Genomic DNA, 17,833 nt, shown 5'->3' with positions numbered 1-17,833 from the left:
TCGCCCTTTTATTGCGCTTCCCTACCCATTCAAGGCTGCACTCCGCTATATTTTTGCCACCCTGTTTATCGTGGCCCCGCCCCCGGTACAATGGCGCTTTTTTAACCCATTCAGTGTGCCTATGTCTGATACCAAATTGCCCGAATTAAAAAATGACCGTTTCCTCCGCGCCCTGCTGCGCCTGCCCGTGGATCGAACGCCGGTGTGGATGATGCGCCAGGCGGGCCGCTATCTGCCGGAGTATCGCGCCAGCCGCGCCGAAGCCGGTAGCTTTATGGACCTGTGCCGCAATACCGAGCTGGCCTGTGAAGTGACCCTGCAGCCACTGGAGCGTTATCCCCTGGATGCGGCGATCCTGTTCTCCGATATCCTCACCATTCCCGATGCCATGGGCCTCGGCCTCTATTTTGCCGAGGGCGAAGGGCCCAAATTCCACAAGCCCCTGCGCAGTGCTGCGGATATCGAGAACCTGGAAGTGTTGAACAGTGCGCGCGATCTGGACTATGTGATGAACGCCGTGACCAGCATTCGCCGCGAACTGAACGGGCGCGTACCGCTGATTGGCTTCTCCGGCAGCCCCTGGACCCTGGCTACTTACATGATTGAGGGCGGCTCCAGCAGGGATTTTGCCCGCTGTAAGGAAATGCTCTACAACCGTCCTGAATTGATGCACCGGCTGCTGTCAGTACTGGCCGACTCTGTCACTGATTACCTGAACGCACAGATTCGTGCAGGTGCCCAGGCTGTACAAATTTTTGATACCTGGGGGGGGACTTTGAGCCACAGGGCCTATCGCGAGTTTTCCCTGCAATATATGGCGCGTATCCTGCGTGGCTTGATCAAGGAGAGCGAGGGTCGCCGCGTGCCTGCCATCCTGTTCACCAAGGGCGGTGGCCAGTGGTTGGAGGCGATGGCGGAAACCGGTGCAGAGGCCCTGGGTCTTGATTGGACCACCGATATCGGCAACGCCCGCGCCCGCGTGGGCGGACGGGTGGCTCTGCAGGGTAACCTGGACCCGTCGGTCCTCTTTGCCGGACCCGAGCGCATCCGCCGGGAAGTCGCGCTAATCCTGGAGGCGTTCGGTCACGGCAGCGGCCACGTTTTCAACCTCGGTCATGGTATTACCCCGAAAGTCGACCCGGTCCACGCCGGCGCCATGATTGAGGCAGTGGTGACGCTTTCGGCAAAATACCATGCATAACGGTGACAACCAGTGTCTGAGTCTGTGAGCGCAGTCCCACTTTTGGCGGGTGCTCGTCAATATCTCTCCATGATATAAAGAGACACTTGTCCAGAGTGTTCCGGCTGTTGCACTCTGGCGGTTCTTCTGGGCGCGTTACAGCCAATTTTCACAGTGGTCGGCACCTCTCCAAGTGGCAATCGAACAGGCAAAAATTTCCGTCGGTGACCTCCAGCGCGGCATGTTTGTTTCCAGGCTCGACAGGCCCTGGGCTCGAACGCCCTTTGCTCTGCAGGGCTTTTATATTCGCGATTTGGAGGAGATTCGCCAGCTGCAAAAATACTGCCGCTATGTCTATGTGGATATGCACAAGACCGTAGGCAGTGCCGGTGCCACTCTTCGTCGTCTCCTAGGCGGCAGTTGCGGCAGACAAGACCGGGCCGCTTCCCGTGTTGTTATCCCCTGTCGCCCTGTGGCTATTGCGCACGGGGCCTACCCGCCGCCGCAACCGGCCCGGCGCGAGGCCGGCAATGCGCGCAAGCTGTACGGGCAGATACTGCAGGGTATGGGGGAAGTGATGGCACTGGTGGCCAGCAATCGCCCACTACCGCTGAGGCAGGTAAACCGGGTGGTGGAAGACCTGGTCGAGAGCGTGTTGCGCAGCCCGGATGCCTTCACCTGGCTGGCGCGGGTGCGGCATAGGGATGAACACACCTATAGCCACTCGGTGCGCGCCAGCATCTGGGCGGTAGTGTTTGGCCGCCATATCGGCCTGGCGCGGCGGGCGCTGGTAAGGCTGGGTGTGGCCACGCTGCTCAAGGACGTGGGTAAGCTGTCTATCGCCAGAGAAATACTGCAAATGCAGCAACGGAATCCCCGCAGCGAACTGGAATACCGCAAATTTGTTCAACACAGTGTGCAATTGCTGGCCACAGATGCGCAAATAGATCCCGAGGTGATCCGTGTTGTGCAGGGTCATTGCGAGCGCCACGACGGCAGCGGCTACCCCGCCGGCTTGCGCGGCGACAGGATTCCGGTACTGTCGCGCCTGTGCGGGATCGTGACCTTCTACGATGAGGCCACCAACCCGCGCGGTGCCGGCCAGTCCATAGCGCCGTCCCGCGCGGTGGCGCAACTCTACGATTTGCGTGGCATCGCTTATCAGGAACAGCTGGTGGTCGAGTTTATCCAGGCGATCGGGCTATACCCCACCGGCACCCAGGTGGAGCTTTCCACTGGAGAGGTTGGCGTGGTGGTGGAGCAAAATTACGGCCGGCGCCTCAGACCCAAGGTGATGATTATTCTGGATGGCCACAAGCGCCAGCTGAGCAAGCCGCGCCTGTTTGACCTGGCTGCCGCCGAAGACCGCGCAGAGAAGCTGATTGAGCGGGGCAAAATGGGTGCCCGGGAAAAAGTCCGTATTTTGCGGGATATAGAACCCGGTGCTTATCCCCAGGTGGATACCGCTGCTGTGCGGGACCACTACCTGTTCAGGGGCGGCGGGCAACTGTCCCGGCTTATCTCGCGCCTGGCAAACTAGCCGGGCTTTTTACAGCCTGTGTAGGCCATATTGGCGAGAACAACCTCCCGTTTACAAAGCCCGGTCCTTGTGGGTGATAAGGTTGCCGAAATGCGCACCCATATGCACCAGAGATTCTGCTTCCAGAGTGTCTAGCCAGCACACCCGGTCTGCACCGAACAGCATGATGACTGTCGAGCCCAGTTTAAAGCGCCCCATCTCCTGGCCTTTTTCCAGGTGGATTGGTGCATTGTTGAGATAGTGGCTGATGCGAACATCGCGCCTGTGCGGGGTTACCTGGCCCGCCCACACGGTCTCGATGCCGGCGACGATCATGGCACCCACCAGGATCATGGCCATGGGGCCGGCGGCGGTATCGAATAGACACACCAGGCGCTCATTGCGGGCAAATAGGCGCGGCACGTTTTCTGCGGTCACTGTGTTGACTGAGAACAGCTGGCCCGGCACATAGGTCATGCTGCGCAGGGTACCGGCAATCGGCATATGTACCCGGTGGTAATCCTTGGGCGACAGGTAAACCGTAGCGAAATGGCCGTGGTTAAATTGCGCCGCCAGTTCCGGGTCCCCACCCACCAGTTCCAGCAGGCTGTAATCGTGTCCCTTGGCCTGGAATATGCGGTCATCGTGAATACTGCCCAGCTGGCTGATGGCGCCATCTGCCGGGCAGGCGAGACTGTGTTCGCCAGTGACAATAGGGCGTGCGTCTTCTTTCAATGCGCGGGTGAAGAAATCGTTAAAGGTGCGATAGGCGGTGCAGTCGGTTTCCTTCGCCTCCCGCATATTGACGCCGTACTTTTCCACGAACCAGCGGGTAAAAGGGTCTTTGATCAATTTGATTTCGGTGTCTGCCAGCCAGCCGGCAGCGCGGGACAGGGCGTGCTGCGGGGCCAGGTACTGCAGTGCGGCAAAAAGTTTTGGATGCATAGAATGACAAGAGTTTTCAGTGGTGTTTAGGGTTCTACCGGGGTATCGGGCAGATTACCCCATTCGCTCCAGGAACCGGGATAGGCACGGATATCCAAGCCCAGGGATGTGCCTACCAGCCAGGTAAAGCCGGAACGGTGGTGACTCTGGCAGTGGGTGACAATTGTGTGTTTGTTATCGATCCCCAGCTTCGCGAGAAACGCCCGCGCATCGGTACGTATACGCAGGTCGCGCTGAGAGTCCATAAGCTGGGTCCACTCGCAGTTGATGGCGCCGGGAATATGCCCGCCTTTCATGGCCAGGACCCGCTCGCCACGGTACTCCTGCGGCGAGCGTGCATCCCACACGAGGAAGTCAGGGTTGCCCAGTTGTGCTTGAATCTGTTGGGCATCCATGATCGCGGCGGTGTTGATCGAGAGATCGATTTCACTGGGCGTGACCTGCGGCTTCTCGGTGGCAAGGGGCAGGCCGGCGCCGCACCAGGCGCGCATGCCACCGTTCAAATAGCTGTAGTTGTGATGGCCGATGACTTCCAGGGTCCACAGGAAGCGCCCGGCCCAGCCACCGCCTTCGTCATCGCAGGCCACCACATGCGTTTCGGGGCGTAGACCAATGGCGCGAAATACACGGGTCAGTTGATCCAGGTCCGGCAGTTTGCCCGGTGCCGGCGGTGTGCCGGCCATCAGGGCCTGGAATGACAGGTGCAGGGCACCGGGAATATGGCCGTTCAGGTAGTTCTGGGAGGCACTGAGATCGACGACCAGCAGCGCCTCGTGCTCCAGCTCGGCGGCGAGGTCTTCCGCCTCCATTATCAGGTTCAACACTTATTCTCCGATGCCAGGCTGTTGCGCAGGTGCAAAAAACTGTTCATACGCCGCTCGCTAATCTCCCCATTGGCCAGTGCGGCGCGGATAGCGCAGTCGGGTTCTCCCTGGTGGCGGCAGTCGCGAAAGCGGCAGTGGCCGATAAAGGGGCGGAACTCAACGAATCCCTCCAACAATGCCGCCTCTTCCAGGTGCCAGAGACCAAACTCGCGGATACCGGGGGAGTCTATCAGATTGCCGCCACTGGGCAGGTGAAACAATTCCGCCGCGGTGGTGGTGTGGGTGCCCTTCTGGGTGGCTTCTGAGAGCATGCCAGTGTGTGCGCCGGCGCCAGGGAGCAGTGCATTCACCAGTGACGACTTCCCAACGCCGGACTGACCCACAAAAACACTGCTACCTTGAGCCAGGGCCTCCAGTAACCGGGACAGGCCTTCGCCAGTTTTGGTGGAGAGTCTCAGCACCGGGTAGCCCAGGTCGGGGTAGGGCGCCAGCAGCGCTTCCAGGGTCTCGCGGTTGCTGCCGTCGATCAGGTCGATCTTGTTCAGTAGCAGAATGGGCGCAATGCCGGTGGTTTCCGCAGCGACCAGGTAGCGGTCGATGGCATTGGCGAAGGGCTCGGGATAGGGCGCTATCACAATGACAATGCGATCGATATTGGCGGCTATGGTTTTCAGGTCGCCATAGCGATCCGGGCGCTGCAATTCTGATGTGCGTGGCAGGCACGCACCGATAACGCCGCAGCCGCTATCGCTACTGGCCGGGCGCCAGGCGACTCGGTCCCCGGTCACCAGGGTGTCGATGTTGGCGCGCAGGTGGCAGCGTTGGCGCAGAGACGGATTACTGTCGCTCTCCACCAGGATCTGGGTGCCGTAATTGACAATCACCAGGCCGGTTTGCTCCGGGCCCAGGCGATCGTGCTCCAGGGCCTGCTCCGCGGACTGACCGCGCTTGTGCGCGCGCGCTTCGCGCTCCTGTTGGGCCTTGGCAATGCGCCACTGCTGGCGCCGGTTCAATTTGCGTTTACTCATGCACTGGTACCTGGGGATCAGCGGCGGATTATAGCTATTGGCGGGTAGGTAGGGTAACTTGCGCGGAAAGTTTGAGGAGACCCCTGTGGATCAGAACAACCTGATCTGGATTGATCTGGAGATGACCGGCCTCGATCCGGAGAGAGAGCGTATTATCGAGATCGCGACCATTGTGACCGATGCGCGGCTCAAAATTCTCGCTGAGGGCCCGGCCCTGGTGGTTCACCAGAGCGATGCGCTGCTGGAGGCCATGGATGAGTGGAATACCGAGCAGCACGGCGGCTCCGGCCTGATGGCGCGGGTTAAGGCGTCGACGATTTGCGAGCGGGAGGCGGAGCGGGAAACCCTAGAATTCCTGCGCCACTGGGTGCCGGAGGGCGCCTCGCCCATGTGCGGTAATTCCATCGGCCAGGATCGCCGCTTTCTGGTCAAATATATGCCGCAGCTGGAATCCTATTTTCACTATCGCAATTTGGATGTCAGTTCGGTGAAAGAGTTGGCCAGGCGCTGGCGTCCGGATGTGCTCGAGGGCATAAAAAAGCACAGCAGCCACCTGGCCCTCGATGATATTCGCGATTCCATCGAGGAACTGCGCCACTACCGCGAGACTTTTTTCCGCCTCTAGCCCTGTGTACCGCAGCGCGTTTTGTCAGGGTGCGCGCTTGATTTTGCGTTTGCGCCTACGCCCGCTGCGCAACCGCGCCAGGGCCCAGTCGATATGCTCCAGCACCAGTGGCGTGGCGGTTTTTCGCGCCTGCTCCAGAACATCAACTACTGCAACGCTGGATTCTCCATTGCCTAGGGCCACTGCCAGGTTGCGCTGCCAGCGCTCGTAACCGATACGACGAATGGGGGAGCCTTCGGTCTTGCGCAGGAACTCCGCCTCCGTCCAGACAAACAGCTTGAGCAGTTCGCCGTTATCCAGGCCGTGGCGCGGGTGGAAGTCCCGCTCGGCGGTGGGCTTGGCGAACTTGTTCCAGGGGCAGATCGTCTGGCAGTCGTCACAGCCGAACACCCGATTGCCCATCGGTTCGCGAAGTGCCTCCGGTATCGGTCCCCCATTCTCAATGGTCAGGTAAGAAATGCAGCGGCGCGCATCCAGCGTGCGGGGGCCGATAAAGGCATCGGTGGGGCACACCTTGAGGCAGGCGACACAGTCTCCGCACTGGTCGTCCTCACCGCTGGTATCCACCGGCAGTGGCAGGTTGGTATAGATCTCGCCGAGAAAGAAAAAGGAGCCTGCCTTGGGGTTGATAATCAGGCAGTTCTTGCCCACCCAGCCGAGGCCGGCCTTCCTGGCCAGGGCGCGCTCCATCACCGGGGCACTGTCGGTAAAGGCGCGCCCCTTGGAGTCGATACCCTGTTCGGCGCAGAAAGAATCGATTTTCCTAGCCAGGGTGGCCAGGCGCTTGCGAATCAGTTTGTGGTAATCGCGGCCATTGGCGTAGCGGGAGACGTAGGCCTTGCTGGAATCCCTGAGCACTTCAATCGGCCGTGTATCCGGAGGCAGGTAGTCGAGGCGGGCGCAGATGACGCGTAAGGTGCCCGCCTCCAATAACTCCGGACGCCAGCGCTTTTCACCATGGGCACCCATCCACGCCATATCCCCATGGTAGCCCGCGTCTATCCAGGCACGCAGGCGCTCGCCGTCTTCCTCAAGCTGGCAATCGGTGATGCCAATTTGCTGAAAACCCAACTCCCGCCCCCAGTGTTTGATCAGGTTGGCAAGTTCAAGGAGCAGTGATTCGGTCATAAATTAAAGTGGCTCGATATCTCGTGCAAGCACACCGCCTGGCCGGGACGGTATACTTTGCTGTCAGGGCGAGTGACGGCGATGTAATCGCCTATTTTGCCACAGATTAAATCTTGACCACATTGCGGGAGTCGCATGGACACGCCTCAACCTCTTTACAGTGCCGAATCGGTTCGGGAGCTCGACCGACAGGCGATGGCTGCACTGGGGATCCCCTCCATCCAGTTGATGAAGCGCGCCGGACGCGCTGCGTTTACCCATTTGCTGGCACGCTGGCCGGATATCGGTCGCATACAGGTCTACTGTGGTGGTGGCAACAATGGTGGCGATGGCTATGTCATTGCGGCACTGGCCGCGCAGAAGAATATTCCTGTCACCGTTTTTGCCTGCACCAACCCCGAGCGCCTTGGCGGCGATGCCCGAGAAGCCCATGACTACGCCTGTCGCGAGGGCGTGCGGATAGTGACCGCTCTCACCCAGATGGACAGTGCCGATGGCGATACCCTGATTGTGGACGCCCTGCTCGGCACCGGCTTTAGCGGTGTACTGCGGCCCCCGGTAGCGCACGCCATAGAGCGTATGTGCAAGAGCAGGGGGCCGGTGCTCGCCGTGGATATCCCCTCGGGGCTCGACGCCGATACCGGCAGTGCAGAACAGGCGGTGTGTGCAGAGATGACGGTCACTTTTATTGGCCGCAAGCTGGGTCTTTATTGTGGCCGCGGACCGGCGCTTTGCGGTGAGGTGATCTTTGCGGGGCTCGGCGTGCCAGAGCCGGCATACGACGCAGTGCGACCACTGGTGCAACGCTATGGGAGTGCCAGTATCAAACGCTTACCGCCGCGCCCTGCCGACAGCTTCAAAAACCAGTTCGGTCATATTCTGATTGTGGGTGGTGACAGCGGTTTTGGCGGCGCGGCGTTAATGGCGGCACAGTCTTCGGCACGCGCCGGTGCTGGCCTGATCTCCCTTGCAACGCGCCCCGGGCACCTGGGTGCGGCACTGACCCGCTGCCCAGAGGTGATGGCGCACCCGGTGGTTTCTGGACAGGAACTGGAGCCGCTGCTCACAGGCCCCGACGTGATAGCGGTGGGGCCGGGGCTTGGACGCTCGCCTTGGAGTGAGCAGCTGCTGGCACGTGTTGGTCGTATAGGCAGTCCGCTGGTGGTGGATGCCGATGCCCTGAATATTCTCGCGCAGGGGCGGGTGCTGGCCGGGGTCAAGCGGGGCGACTGGGTGCTGACCCCCCATGTGGGGGAGGCTGCGCGTCTGCTCGGCTGCGATACCGCCGAAGTGTGTGCCGATCCCCGTGCGGCGGCAGTGGCTGTTCAGCAGAAATTCAGTGGCGTGGTGATACTGAAAGGGGCTGGTACGCTGATTGCCCACGACGGTGGTGTTGACCTGATCAACAGCGGTAACCCAGGAATGGCCTCCGGCGGCATGGGCGACCTGCTCACCGGCATTGTTGCGGCGCTGATCGGTCAGCATCTGCCGCTTGTGGAAGCGGCGCGCCTGGCGGTGTGGCTGCACGGTGAAGCGGGTAATCGCGCCGCCGCGGATGGCCAGCGCGGTTTGCTCGCCACGGATTTGTTGCCCTGGATTCGCCGGCTGGTGGATTGATTGTGGGTGAACTGAAATTGCATCTGGCGGACGAGGCGGCAACGGTGGCCGGCGGTGAAGTATTGGGTCGCGCCTGCCTTGCCAGTGGTTTGCAGCAGGGGTTGACCCTGTACCTGAACGGCCAGCTGGGTGCCGGTAAAACCACCTTTTGCCGGGGTGTGCTGCGTGCATTTGGCCATAACGGTGCGGTGAAAAGCCCCACCTATACCCTGGTCGAGCCCTATGAGCTGGGCGCCCAGCGTATCTATCATTTCGACCTCTACCGGCTCGGTGATGCCGAGGAGCTGGAATTTATGGGGGTGCGGGATTATTTCGTCGCACACAGCCTGGCTCTGGTGGAGTGGCCCGAGCGCGGTGCCGGTGTATTGCCGCAGCCGGACCTGCAGGTAGAGCTGGGAGTGCGGGATAACGGCCGTCTGCTGTATTTAACCGCTCACTCCAAACAGGGTGAGCGGGTCATGGGTTTGCTGGGAAAATTGCGACGGGAACACGGAAAGGAATTGGATACAGGGCAGTAGATATCAGATGAGCCGTGAGGGTTGGTAGTTAATGGAATTGAGGTGGCGATGGCTGATGGCCCCGGTGTGCGCGCTGGCAATGGCGCTGTCGGCTGTGGCGGCGGAAGTGAAAGGTGTGCGCCTGTGGCGTGCGCCGGATCACACACGCCTGGTTTTTGACTTGAGCGGGCCGGCGGAACACAAGCTGTTCACGCTCGGTGCCCCGCACCGGGTAGTGGTGGATATTGCCGATACCGAGCTGATAGCAGAACTGGATGGGCTGGATCTAAAGGGCACTCCAATCGCCCAGGTGCGCCACGCCCGCCACAATGGCAAAGACCTGCGTGTGGTACTGGACCTGCAAACCCAGGTCAAACCGCGCAGTTTTGCCCTGCGTCATCATGATAAACTGCCCGACCGTCTGGTGATCGACCTTTACGATAACGTCAAAAACGCAGTGAAGACCCTGAAGCAGGTCGGTGGCGAAAGGGATATTGTCATCGCCATCGATGCCGGCCACGGCGGTGAGGATCCCGGTGCCCTTGGGCCGGGCAGGCTGCGGGAAAAAGACGTGGTGCTGGCAATCGCCAGGCAGCTGAATAAGCAGATGAACGGCAGGCCGGGATTTAGCGCCAAACTGGTACGCACCGGTGATTACTATATCCCCCACCGCGAGCGGGTGAATATTAGCCGCAGGATGCGAGCAGACCTGTTTGTCTCCATCCATGCGGACGCCTTCACCCGCAAGGATGCCCGGGGTGCCGGCGTGTATGCAGTATCGACCCGTGGTGCCACCAGTGAAACCGCGCGCTTTCTGGCCCAGCGGGAAAATGAATCGGACCTGATTGGTGGCGCAGGCAGCCTGAGCCTTGGCGACAAGGACGATACCCTTGCCGGTGTATTGCTGGACCTGTCCATGACCGCCACCATGAATGCCAGCCTGAATATTGGCGCCAGTGTGCTGAACCAATTGGGCAAGGTGGCCCATCTGCACAAGGAGCGCGTGGAGCAGGCCAACTTTGCCGTACTGCGCTCGCCGGATGTCCCCTCTATTTTGGTGGAGACCGGCTTTATCACCAATCCCCAGGAGGCCAAGCGCCTGCGTGACCCCAGGTTCCAAAGCAAGCTGGCACAAAAACTCAGTGACGGTATAGTGGCCCACTTCAACAGTCACCCGCCGGCGGACACTTGGCTCGCAGCGCAACGGGGTGGAGGGGCGCAGCGACATGTGATTGTCCGCGGCGAGACCCTATCGGGTATCGCCGCACGCTACAAAGTCTCCGTGGCTGCGTTGAAAAAAGCCAACGGTATCGATACCTCGGTGATTCGTGTGGGGCAGACCCTGAATATCCCCTCCGGATAAAGCCCAGCCGGAGTTAAATGTCTCGCCGGGTCGGTCAGGCAGCAGCAACAGGCCAGAATCCATGCACGATCGCATCCAGCAGCTATCCCCGCGCCTCGCCAACCAGATCGCCGCTGGTGAGGTAGTGGAGCGGCCTTCTTCGGTGATCAAGGAGCTGCTGGAGAACAGTCTCGATGCCGGTGCCACACGCCTGGATGTGGATATAGAGAAGGGCGGCATCAAGCGAATGAAGGTGCGTGATAACGGCAAGGGGATTGACCGGGATGACCTGGCGCTGGCGCTCGCGCGCCACGCCACCTCGAAAATCCATGCGCTGGAAGACCTGGATGCAGTGGCAACCCTGGGCTTTCGCGGCGAGGCTTTGGCCAGTATTTCCTCGGTGGCACGCCTGACCCTGACCAGCAGCCGCAACGAGCATGGCAAGGGCTGGCAGGTGAGTGCCGAGGGTCGCGAAATGCGGGCCCAGTTAACACCGGCAGCCCATCCGCGCGGCACCACCGTGGATGCGCGCGACCTGTTTTTCAATACGCCGGCGCGGCGCAAGTTTCTGCGCACCGAGAAGACTGAATTCAACCGTATTGACGAGACGATCAAGCGCCTGGCGCTGTCCCGCTTTGATGTCTCCATCAGCCTGCGCCACAACGGCAAAGGTGTTCTCAGCCTGCGTGCCGGTAGTAATCGCGTGGAGATGGAGCGTCGTGTAACCCAGATCTGCGGTTCGGCGTTTATGCACAACGCCCTACATATCGAGGTGGAACGCAGCGGACTGCGCCTGTGGGGCTGGGTGGCCGAGCCGGCCTTCTCCCGGTCCCAGGCGGACCTGCAGTTTTTCTATGTCAATGGCCGCGCCATTCGCGACAAGGTCGTGAGCCATGCGGTGCGCCGTGCCTTTGCCGATGTGCTCCACCACGGTCGCCATCCCGCCTTTGTGCTCTACCTGGAGCTGGACCCGGCGTCGGTGGATGTCAATGTGCACCCGACCAAGCACGAAGTGCGCTTTCGCGACAGTCGCCTGGTGCATGATTTCCTGTTTGGCAGTCTGCACCGGGCCCTGGCGGATGCGCGCCCAGGACAGCGGGAAAAAGCTGCAGAGAGCGCGGTGGCCGAAGTTGCCGAAACTGTGGATATGGGAAAAGCGACCGGCATCCGGGGCGGGGAATTTGCCGGGCAACAGAAGATGCCACTGAGCAATCGGCCATCTCCGGGGAACCTGCAGCAGCAGATACATGCCTACGGTACCCTGCACCAGCCCTACCAGGGGGGGGCAGGGGTTGCGGAGCCCCTAACAGAAGGTTCCGCTGGCGTAGATGCGGTGGCGCCACTGCCTAGGGGTGGTGAAGCGGCCTCCGGGGAAGGGGTACCGCCGTTGGGGTTCGCCATTGCCCAATTGCACGGGATTTATATTCTCGCGCAGAACGAGCAGGGCATGATCATAGTGGATATGCATGCCGCCCACGAGCGCATCGTTTATGAACAGATGAAGGTGGCTCACACTGCCGGAGGTATCCAGGCACAGCCGCTGCTGGTGCCGGTGAGCCTGGCAGTGAGCCAGGGCGAGGCAGATTGCTTTGAGGAGCGCAGTGAAGTCTTTACCTCCCTCGGTTTTTTGCTACAGCGCGCCGGGCCCGAGACTTTATTGGTGCGCCAGGTGCCCACGATGCTGCACGGTGCCGAGGTGGAGCAACTGGTGCGGGATGTGCTCTCTGACTTGCTGGGACAGGGGGATAGTGAGCGTATCGGTGAGCGTATTAACGAGATTCTTGGCACCATGGCCTGCCATGGCTCGGTGCGTGCCAACCGACGCTTGACGGTACCGGAAATGAACGCCTTGCTGCGGGATATGGAGCACACCGAACGCAGCGGCCAGTGCAATCACGGCCGCCCCACCTGGACGCAGGTTAAGCTGGCGGAGATGGACAAGTGGTTTATGCGCGGTCAATAACCGCGAATTGGAAGTAGGTGGCGATTTGACCGAGCGCACTTCGGGCGACAAACCCCGCGCAATATTCCTTATGGGGCCCACTGCATCGGGCAAGACGGATCTGGCCATGGCCATTGCTGACCGTTTACCGGTGGCCCTGATCAGTGTTGATTCCGCGCTGGTCTACCGCGGCCTGGATCTGGGTTCGGCCAAACCGACGACGCAGGAATTGGCCCGTTACCCCCACTGCCTGATCGATATCTGCGAGCCCAGTGAATCCTATTCCGCTGGCCGCTTTTACGCGGATGCCCTTCTGGCTATGGATGAAATCAGTGCAGCCGGTAAAATTCCTTTACTGGTTGGCGGAACTATGTTGTATTTCCGCGCTCTCTTGCAAGGATTGGCAGCATTGCCCAGGGCCGATACGCAAGTGCGCGCTGACATCGAGGCGCGTGCCGAGCGCGAGGGCTGGCCGGCGCTGCACGCGGAGCTGGTCCGGGTCGACCCGGAACTGGCGGCAGAATTGCATCCCAATCACTCGGCGCGTATTGAGCGGGGATTGGAAGTCTACCGCCTCACCGGCGTGCCGTTGTCTCGACTGCGCTGCGAACGGACCGGTGGCGGGGTGCAGGAGCGCTACCAGCTGCACCAGTTGGCGATCATGCCGAGGGACAGGGCGCTGTTGCATCAGCGCATCGAAGTGCGTTTTAAACGAATGCTCAAGGCAGGGCTGGTTGATGAAGTGCGGGGGCTGCGCGCGCGCGGCGACCTGCACGGGGATCTGCCGGCGATGCGTGCGGTGGGCTATCGCCAAGTGTGGCAATACCTGGAGGGGCACTGCGGTTACGATGAGATGGTTGCCGCGGGTATCGCCGCCACCCGCCAACTGGCCAAGCGCCAGTTGACCTGGCTGCGACGCTGGCCGGCGCTGGCGACTTTGTATACTCAGGATACCGAGGGCAGGGAGCGCGCGCAGGAGGAAATAGTGGCGGAAGCCTTGAAATTTCTCGCCTGAGCAACCATAACGTGATTGGGCCAAAAAACGACAGGCCCATTCAGTCAGTTTTCACAGAGTCCGGCCTTTTCCGGATCGCTACTACACTACTTACACGCGTATTCAACCTCAGTCGTTCTTTGATCCGCGCATTTCGCGGGTGTGATTGTGGCCTGCATACCGAATTCAGCTTTTTGACAAGGAGAAAAAAGATGTCAAAAGGGCATAGCTTACAAGACCCTTACCTCAACGTATTGCGCAAAGAGCGTATCCCGGTTTCTATCTATTTGGTCAACGGCATCAAGCTCCAGGGACAAATTGAATCTTTCGATCAGTTTGTGGTGTTACTGAAAAATACCGTCAGCCAAATGGTGTACAAGCATGCAATTTCCACTGTGGTTCCATCCCGCGCGGTGCGCGTACCGCTGCTGAACCCGGCGGCTCAACACGGCGGTGAAGGTCATGCAGAAAGCGGTGAGCACGAATCCTTCAGCTGAGTGGTCCGCGCGCTAAATTGACCTGTGCTCCGCTTGAGCGGGGCGCCCGCAGTTGAGTCAGCGCACAACGACCTCGCCAGCTGCCACTTCCCGTCAGGGAGCCGGGCCGGCACCCGTTTTAGCAACAGAGAATTCCCATTGTTTTTCGATCGACCGGAATCCGGTGAACTGGCCGTGCTGGTGCACCTAGAACTCTCCGCTATCGACAGTCCCGATGACCCGCGTGAGTTTGAGGAACTGGCCCTCTCTGCGGGAGCAGATCCCGTCAGCTTCATCTTTGGGCAGCGTGCAACTCCGGACCCGAAAACCTTTGTCGGGCGTGGCAAGCTGGAGGAGATTGCTCAGGCGGTACAGGAACAGGGCGCGGAGCTTGTGATCTTCGATCACATCCTTTCCCCCAGCCAGGAGCGCAATATCGAGCGCGAACTGAAATGCCGGGTGCTGGACCGCACCGGTCTGATTTTGGACATATTTGCCCAGCGCGCACGCACCCATGAGGGCAAGCTACAAGTCGAGCTGGCACAGCTGCGCCATATGGCCACCAGGCTTGTGCGCGGCTGGACCCATCTGGAACGGCAGAAAGGCGGTATCGGCCTGCGCGGGCCGGGTGAAACCCAGTTGGAAACCGACCGCCGTCTGTTGCGCGCGCGTATCGACGCCATCGAGAAGCGTCTTGGAAAAGTCCGGCGCCAGCGGGAGCAGGGCCGGCGTGCGCGTTCCCGTGCGGAAGTCGCCACGGTGTCGCTGGTCGGCTACACCAACGCCGGCAAGTCCACCCTGTTCAACCGCCTCACCGACGCCGAAGTGTATGTGCGCGATCAGCTGTTCGCCACCCTCGACCCGACCATGCGCAGGGTTGAATTGCCCAATGTCGGCGCCATGGTATTGGCAGATACCGTGGGGTTTGTCTCGCACTTGCCACATAAACTGGTAGAAGCTTTTCGAGCCACGCTGGAGGAAGCTGCCAATGCAACCCTGCTGCTGCATGTTGTGGATGCCGCCGCGGAGGACCGCTTGCACCTGATGGAAGAGGTGCAGGCGGTTCTCGGAGAAATTGATGCGTCAGACCTGCCGCAGCTGGTTGTGTATAACAAAATCGATTTACTCGCCGATTTTGCCCCACGTATGGATTGTGATAACCGGGGTGTGCCGCGTGCGGTTTGGCTATCCGCCGCTACCGGTGAAGGTTGCGAACTGTTGGTGGAGGCGATCGCCCGGCGCCTGGGTGAACAAATGGTGCGTGGCCGGTTGGTGGTGAGACCCCAGCAATCCCGCCTGCGCGCCCAGTTGTACCAGATCAACGCCATTCAGGGCGAGGCCTATCGCGACAATGGTGATTGCGAGCTGCAGCTACTGCTGCCGCGCAGGGACTTCCAGCGCCTACTGGCGCCATTTACTGCCGGCGACGATGGCCCTGTTTGGCTGCCCCTGGTGGACACGGGTGAGGGCAGCGGGCAGAGGGAACACTAATGGCCTCTGAGCAGGTGTGGGTATTGTTGTACAACCGCAATTGCGACAGACTTGCCTGCAGCTGAGTCCTGGCGGCAATATTTTTCCTGCGGTGATGCTAGAATCCGCCGGAGTCAAAGTGTTAATGATCAGAGTTGGAGTAATCTTGATGGCCTGGAATGAGCCGGGTGGTAATAACAAAGACCCCTGGGGTGGTGGTAATCGCAAGAACGATGGCCCGCCGGACCTGGACGAATTGTTCCGTAAAATTCAACAAAAACTCGGTGGCCTGTTCGGCGGCGGCAGCCCCGGTACCGGTACTGGTAATTTCCCCTGGATGTTGATCATTGTCCTTGGCGCATTGATTTACGCGGGCCTGGGGATTTATCAGGTCAATGCCAACGAGGCCGCGGTGGTGCTGCGCCTGGGCAAATACCACACCACGGAATCTGCCGGTCTGCACTGGAACCCGCCGCTGATCGACAGTGTCACCAAGGTCAATATGACCGAGGTGCGGACCGAGCGCACCACCGGACAAATGCTCACGGAAGACGCCAATATTGTTGAAGTGGTGCTTACCGTACAGTGGCAGGTGGGCGATGCGGAATCCTATGTGCTGCGTGTGCGCGATCCGGTCAAGAGCCTGCAGGAGGCCACCGACAGTGCCCTGCGCCATGTGGTGGGTTCCCTGACCCTAAACGGCGTGATTTCCCAGAACCGAACCCAGGTGTCTACGGATACCCAGCAGCGCCTGCAGGAATATCTGGATCTCTACCAGACCGGTATTCTTATCGATGTGGTTAACCTGACCGAAGCCCAGGCGCCGCGTGAAGTGCAGGATGCGTTTGACGACGTCACCAAGGCTCGCGAGGACGAGGTGCGCTTGCAGAACGAAGCCCAGGCTTACGCCAACCAGGTAATCCCGGTAGCCCGTGGCCAGGCCCAGCGTATGATCGAAGAGGCGGAGGGCTACAAAGCCCGCGTGGTGGAGAGTGCCCGCGGTGAAGCGGTGCGCTTCGAAAAGCTGCTGGCCGAATACGAGCGCGCCCCGGAAGTCACCCGCGAGCGCCTCTATCTGGATGCGCTTCAGGAGGTGATGTCCGGTACTTCCAAGGTTATGGTGGATGTCGAAGGTGGCAACAACATCATGTACCTGCCGCTGGACAAGCTGGCCCAGGAAAGCGCGACGCCGGCGGCGCAACGCCAAGGCACCTCGCCGGTTGTGGTCGAGGAGGTCTACCAGCGCGTTGTTGAGCGGTTGCGCAACGATGCGGCCAACAGCCGCCGCAGCCAGACTGTGCGTTAGGAGGAGATGGAATGAATAACAGAACACTGGCCATTATCGCGGGCGTGCTGCTCGGCATACTGCTGATTTCCTCCAGCGCCTTCGTGGTGAAGGAAACGGAAAAGGCGGTGCTGCTGCGCTTCGGTGAACTGGTGCGTTCCTACTACGAGCCCGGGCTCTACTTCAAGTTTCCGTTTGCGGAGAAGCTGCGCAAGTTTGACGCGCGTATCCAGACGGTGGACTCCAGCCCGGTGCGTATGCTCAACAGCGAAAACAAGTTTATGATGGTTGATTCGTACGCCAAGTACCGTATCTCCGACGTGAGCAAGTTCTATATCGCCACCCGCGGCGACGAGCGCAACGCCGTGCGCCTGCTGTCCGAGCAGATCAATGACCGCCTGCGTAACCAGTTCGGTGTGCGCGACCTGCACGAAGTGGTGAGTGGTGAGCGCGACGAGCTAATGTCGGAGATCACCAAGAACCTGAACCTAGTGGCGCAGAAGAATTTGGGCGTGGAAGTTATCGATGTGCGCGTCAAGCGTATCGACCTACCGCCGGAGGTGTCCGAATCGGTGTTTCAGCGCATGCGCGCCGGCCGGGAGCTGGAAGCGCGGGATCACCGTGCCAAAGGTGAGGAAGCCAGCGAGCGTATCCGCGCCAATGCAGACCGCCAGGAGGTGGTGATTGTGTCCGAGGCTTACCGCCAGTCCGAGGAGCTGCGCGGTGGAGGTGATGCGGAAGCGGCCGCTATCTATGCCGCAGCCTACAACAAGAACCCCGAGTTCTACCGCTTTACCCGCAGCCTGCAGGCTTACAAGGAGTCCTTCAAGAGCAAGTCGGACATGCTGTTGGTGGAGCCGGACAGTGAATTTTTCCGCTACCTGAAGAACCCTAAAGGGGAGTAAGCGGGAAAAACCAATCGGCGCTTTACCTACGGGTCTGCGCGTCTCTTACGGGAGTC

At 60.4% G+C, this 17,833-nt stretch carries 16 protein-coding genes; 12 read left to right on the top strand and 4 right to left on the bottom strand.

Translation table 11 applies throughout. The annotated features are described in order from the left end of the window. Positions 1–136: 136 nt before the first annotated feature. On the top strand, positions 137–1,201 hold the full coding sequence (gene hemE, locus Q1A48_RS00995; RefSeq protein ID WP_299940397.1) for a uroporphyrinogen decarboxylase: 1,065 nt from the start codon (positions 137–139) through the stop codon (positions 1,199–1,201). A gap of 172 nt (positions 1,202–1,373) precedes the next feature. After that, a complete protein-coding gene (locus Q1A48_RS00990; protein WP_299939953.1) occupies positions 1,374–2,720 on the top strand; it encodes an HD-GYP domain-containing protein in 1,347 nt (448 codons plus the stop codon). Positions 2,721–2,771: 51 nt separating this feature from the next. On the opposite strand, the gene asd is transcribed toward Q1A48_RS00990, so the two are convergent. From asd to rsgA, 3 genes are read right to left on the bottom strand one after another with little or no spacing between them, the layout of a single operon-like run. Next, complete coding sequence (asd, locus tag Q1A48_RS00985; RefSeq protein WP_299939950.1) at positions 2,772–3,644, bottom strand: archaetidylserine decarboxylase; 873 nt, start codon at positions 3,642–3,644, stop codon at positions 2,772–2,774. Between the two features lie 26 nt (positions 3,645–3,670). Further along, complete coding sequence (locus Q1A48_RS00980) at positions 3,671–4,453, bottom strand: rhodanese-like domain-containing protein (protein WP_299940395.1); 783 nt, start codon at positions 4,451–4,453, stop codon at positions 3,671–3,673. Between the two features lie 8 nt (positions 4,454–4,461). After that, entirely contained in the window at positions 4,462–5,496 is a 1,035-nt protein-coding gene (gene rsgA, locus Q1A48_RS00975) for a small ribosomal subunit biogenesis GTPase RsgA (protein WP_299939948.1), read from the bottom strand. 85 nt (positions 5,497–5,581) lie between these two features. Here rsgA and orn point away from each other — a divergent pair, with 85 nt between their 5' ends. After that, positions 5,582–6,121, top strand: a complete 540-nt coding sequence (orn, locus tag Q1A48_RS00970) for an oligoribonuclease (protein WP_299939945.1) — start codon at positions 5,582–5,584, stop codon at positions 6,119–6,121. A 24-nt stretch (positions 6,122–6,145) separates the two neighbouring features. Here orn and queG read toward each other — a convergent pair whose 3' ends face one another. Then, complete coding sequence (gene queG, locus Q1A48_RS00965; protein WP_299939941.1) at positions 6,146–7,249, bottom strand: tRNA epoxyqueuosine(34) reductase QueG; 1,104 nt, start codon at positions 7,247–7,249, stop codon at positions 6,146–6,148. Positions 7,250–7,384: 135 nt separating this feature from the next. Here queG and Q1A48_RS00960 point away from each other — a divergent pair, with 135 nt between their 5' ends. The 9 genes from Q1A48_RS00960 to hflC all read left to right on the top strand — a co-directional run bounded on the left by Q1A48_RS00960 (position 7,385) and on the right by hflC (position 17,777). Next, complete coding sequence (locus Q1A48_RS00960; RefSeq protein WP_299939938.1) at positions 7,385–8,866, top strand: NAD(P)H-hydrate dehydratase; 1,482 nt, start codon at positions 7,385–7,387, stop codon at positions 8,864–8,866. 2 nt (positions 8,867–8,868) lie between these two features. Next, complete coding sequence (gene tsaE / locus Q1A48_RS00955; RefSeq protein ID WP_299939936.1) at positions 8,869–9,384, top strand: tRNA (adenosine(37)-N6)-threonylcarbamoyltransferase complex ATPase subunit type 1 TsaE; 516 nt, start codon at positions 8,869–8,871, stop codon at positions 9,382–9,384. A 31-nt stretch (positions 9,385–9,415) separates the two neighbouring features. Further along, a complete protein-coding gene (locus Q1A48_RS00950; protein WP_299939933.1) occupies positions 9,416–10,726 on the top strand; it encodes an N-acetylmuramoyl-L-alanine amidase in 1,311 nt (436 codons plus the stop codon). A gap of 61 nt (positions 10,727–10,787) precedes the next feature. Next, complete coding sequence (gene mutL, locus Q1A48_RS00945) at positions 10,788–12,668, top strand: DNA mismatch repair endonuclease MutL (protein WP_299939931.1); 1,881 nt, start codon at positions 10,788–10,790, stop codon at positions 12,666–12,668. A gap of 70 nt (positions 12,669–12,738) precedes the next feature. Next, a complete protein-coding gene (gene miaA, locus Q1A48_RS00940; protein ID WP_299940392.1) occupies positions 12,739–13,662 on the top strand; it encodes a tRNA (adenosine(37)-N6)-dimethylallyltransferase MiaA in 924 nt (307 codons plus the stop codon). Positions 13,663–13,853: 191 nt separating this feature from the next. Beyond that, positions 13,854–14,138 carry an RNA chaperone Hfq gene (gene hfq, locus Q1A48_RS00935; RefSeq protein WP_299939929.1) on the top strand — a complete coding sequence of 95 codons (285 nt, stop codon included), beginning with the start codon at positions 13,854–13,856 and terminating at the stop codon, positions 14,136–14,138. Positions 14,139–14,276: 138 nt separating this feature from the next. Next, positions 14,277–15,608: a ribosome rescue GTPase HflX gene (gene hflX, locus Q1A48_RS00930; protein WP_299939926.1), complete on the top strand. Its 1,332-nt coding sequence runs from the start codon at positions 14,277–14,279 to the stop codon at positions 15,606–15,608. 148 nt (positions 15,609–15,756) lie between these two features. Beyond that, positions 15,757–16,893: an FtsH protease activity modulator HflK gene (hflK, locus tag Q1A48_RS00925; RefSeq protein WP_299940390.1), complete on the top strand. Its 1,137-nt coding sequence runs from the start codon at positions 15,757–15,759 to the stop codon at positions 16,891–16,893. Between the two features lie 11 nt (positions 16,894–16,904). Further along, entirely contained in the window at positions 16,905–17,777 is an 873-nt protein-coding gene (gene hflC, locus Q1A48_RS00920) for a protease modulator HflC (protein ID WP_299939923.1), read from the top strand. The last annotated feature ends 56 nt before the right edge of the window (positions 17,778–17,833 follow it).

This window comes from uncultured Microbulbifer sp. (assembly GCF_947489355.1).
GTDB lineage: Bacteria > Pseudomonadota > Gammaproteobacteria > Pseudomonadales > Cellvibrionaceae > Microbulbifer.
Note: the sequence above shows the minus strand (reverse complement) of the source record. Positions and strands in the feature narration are given on the sequence as shown.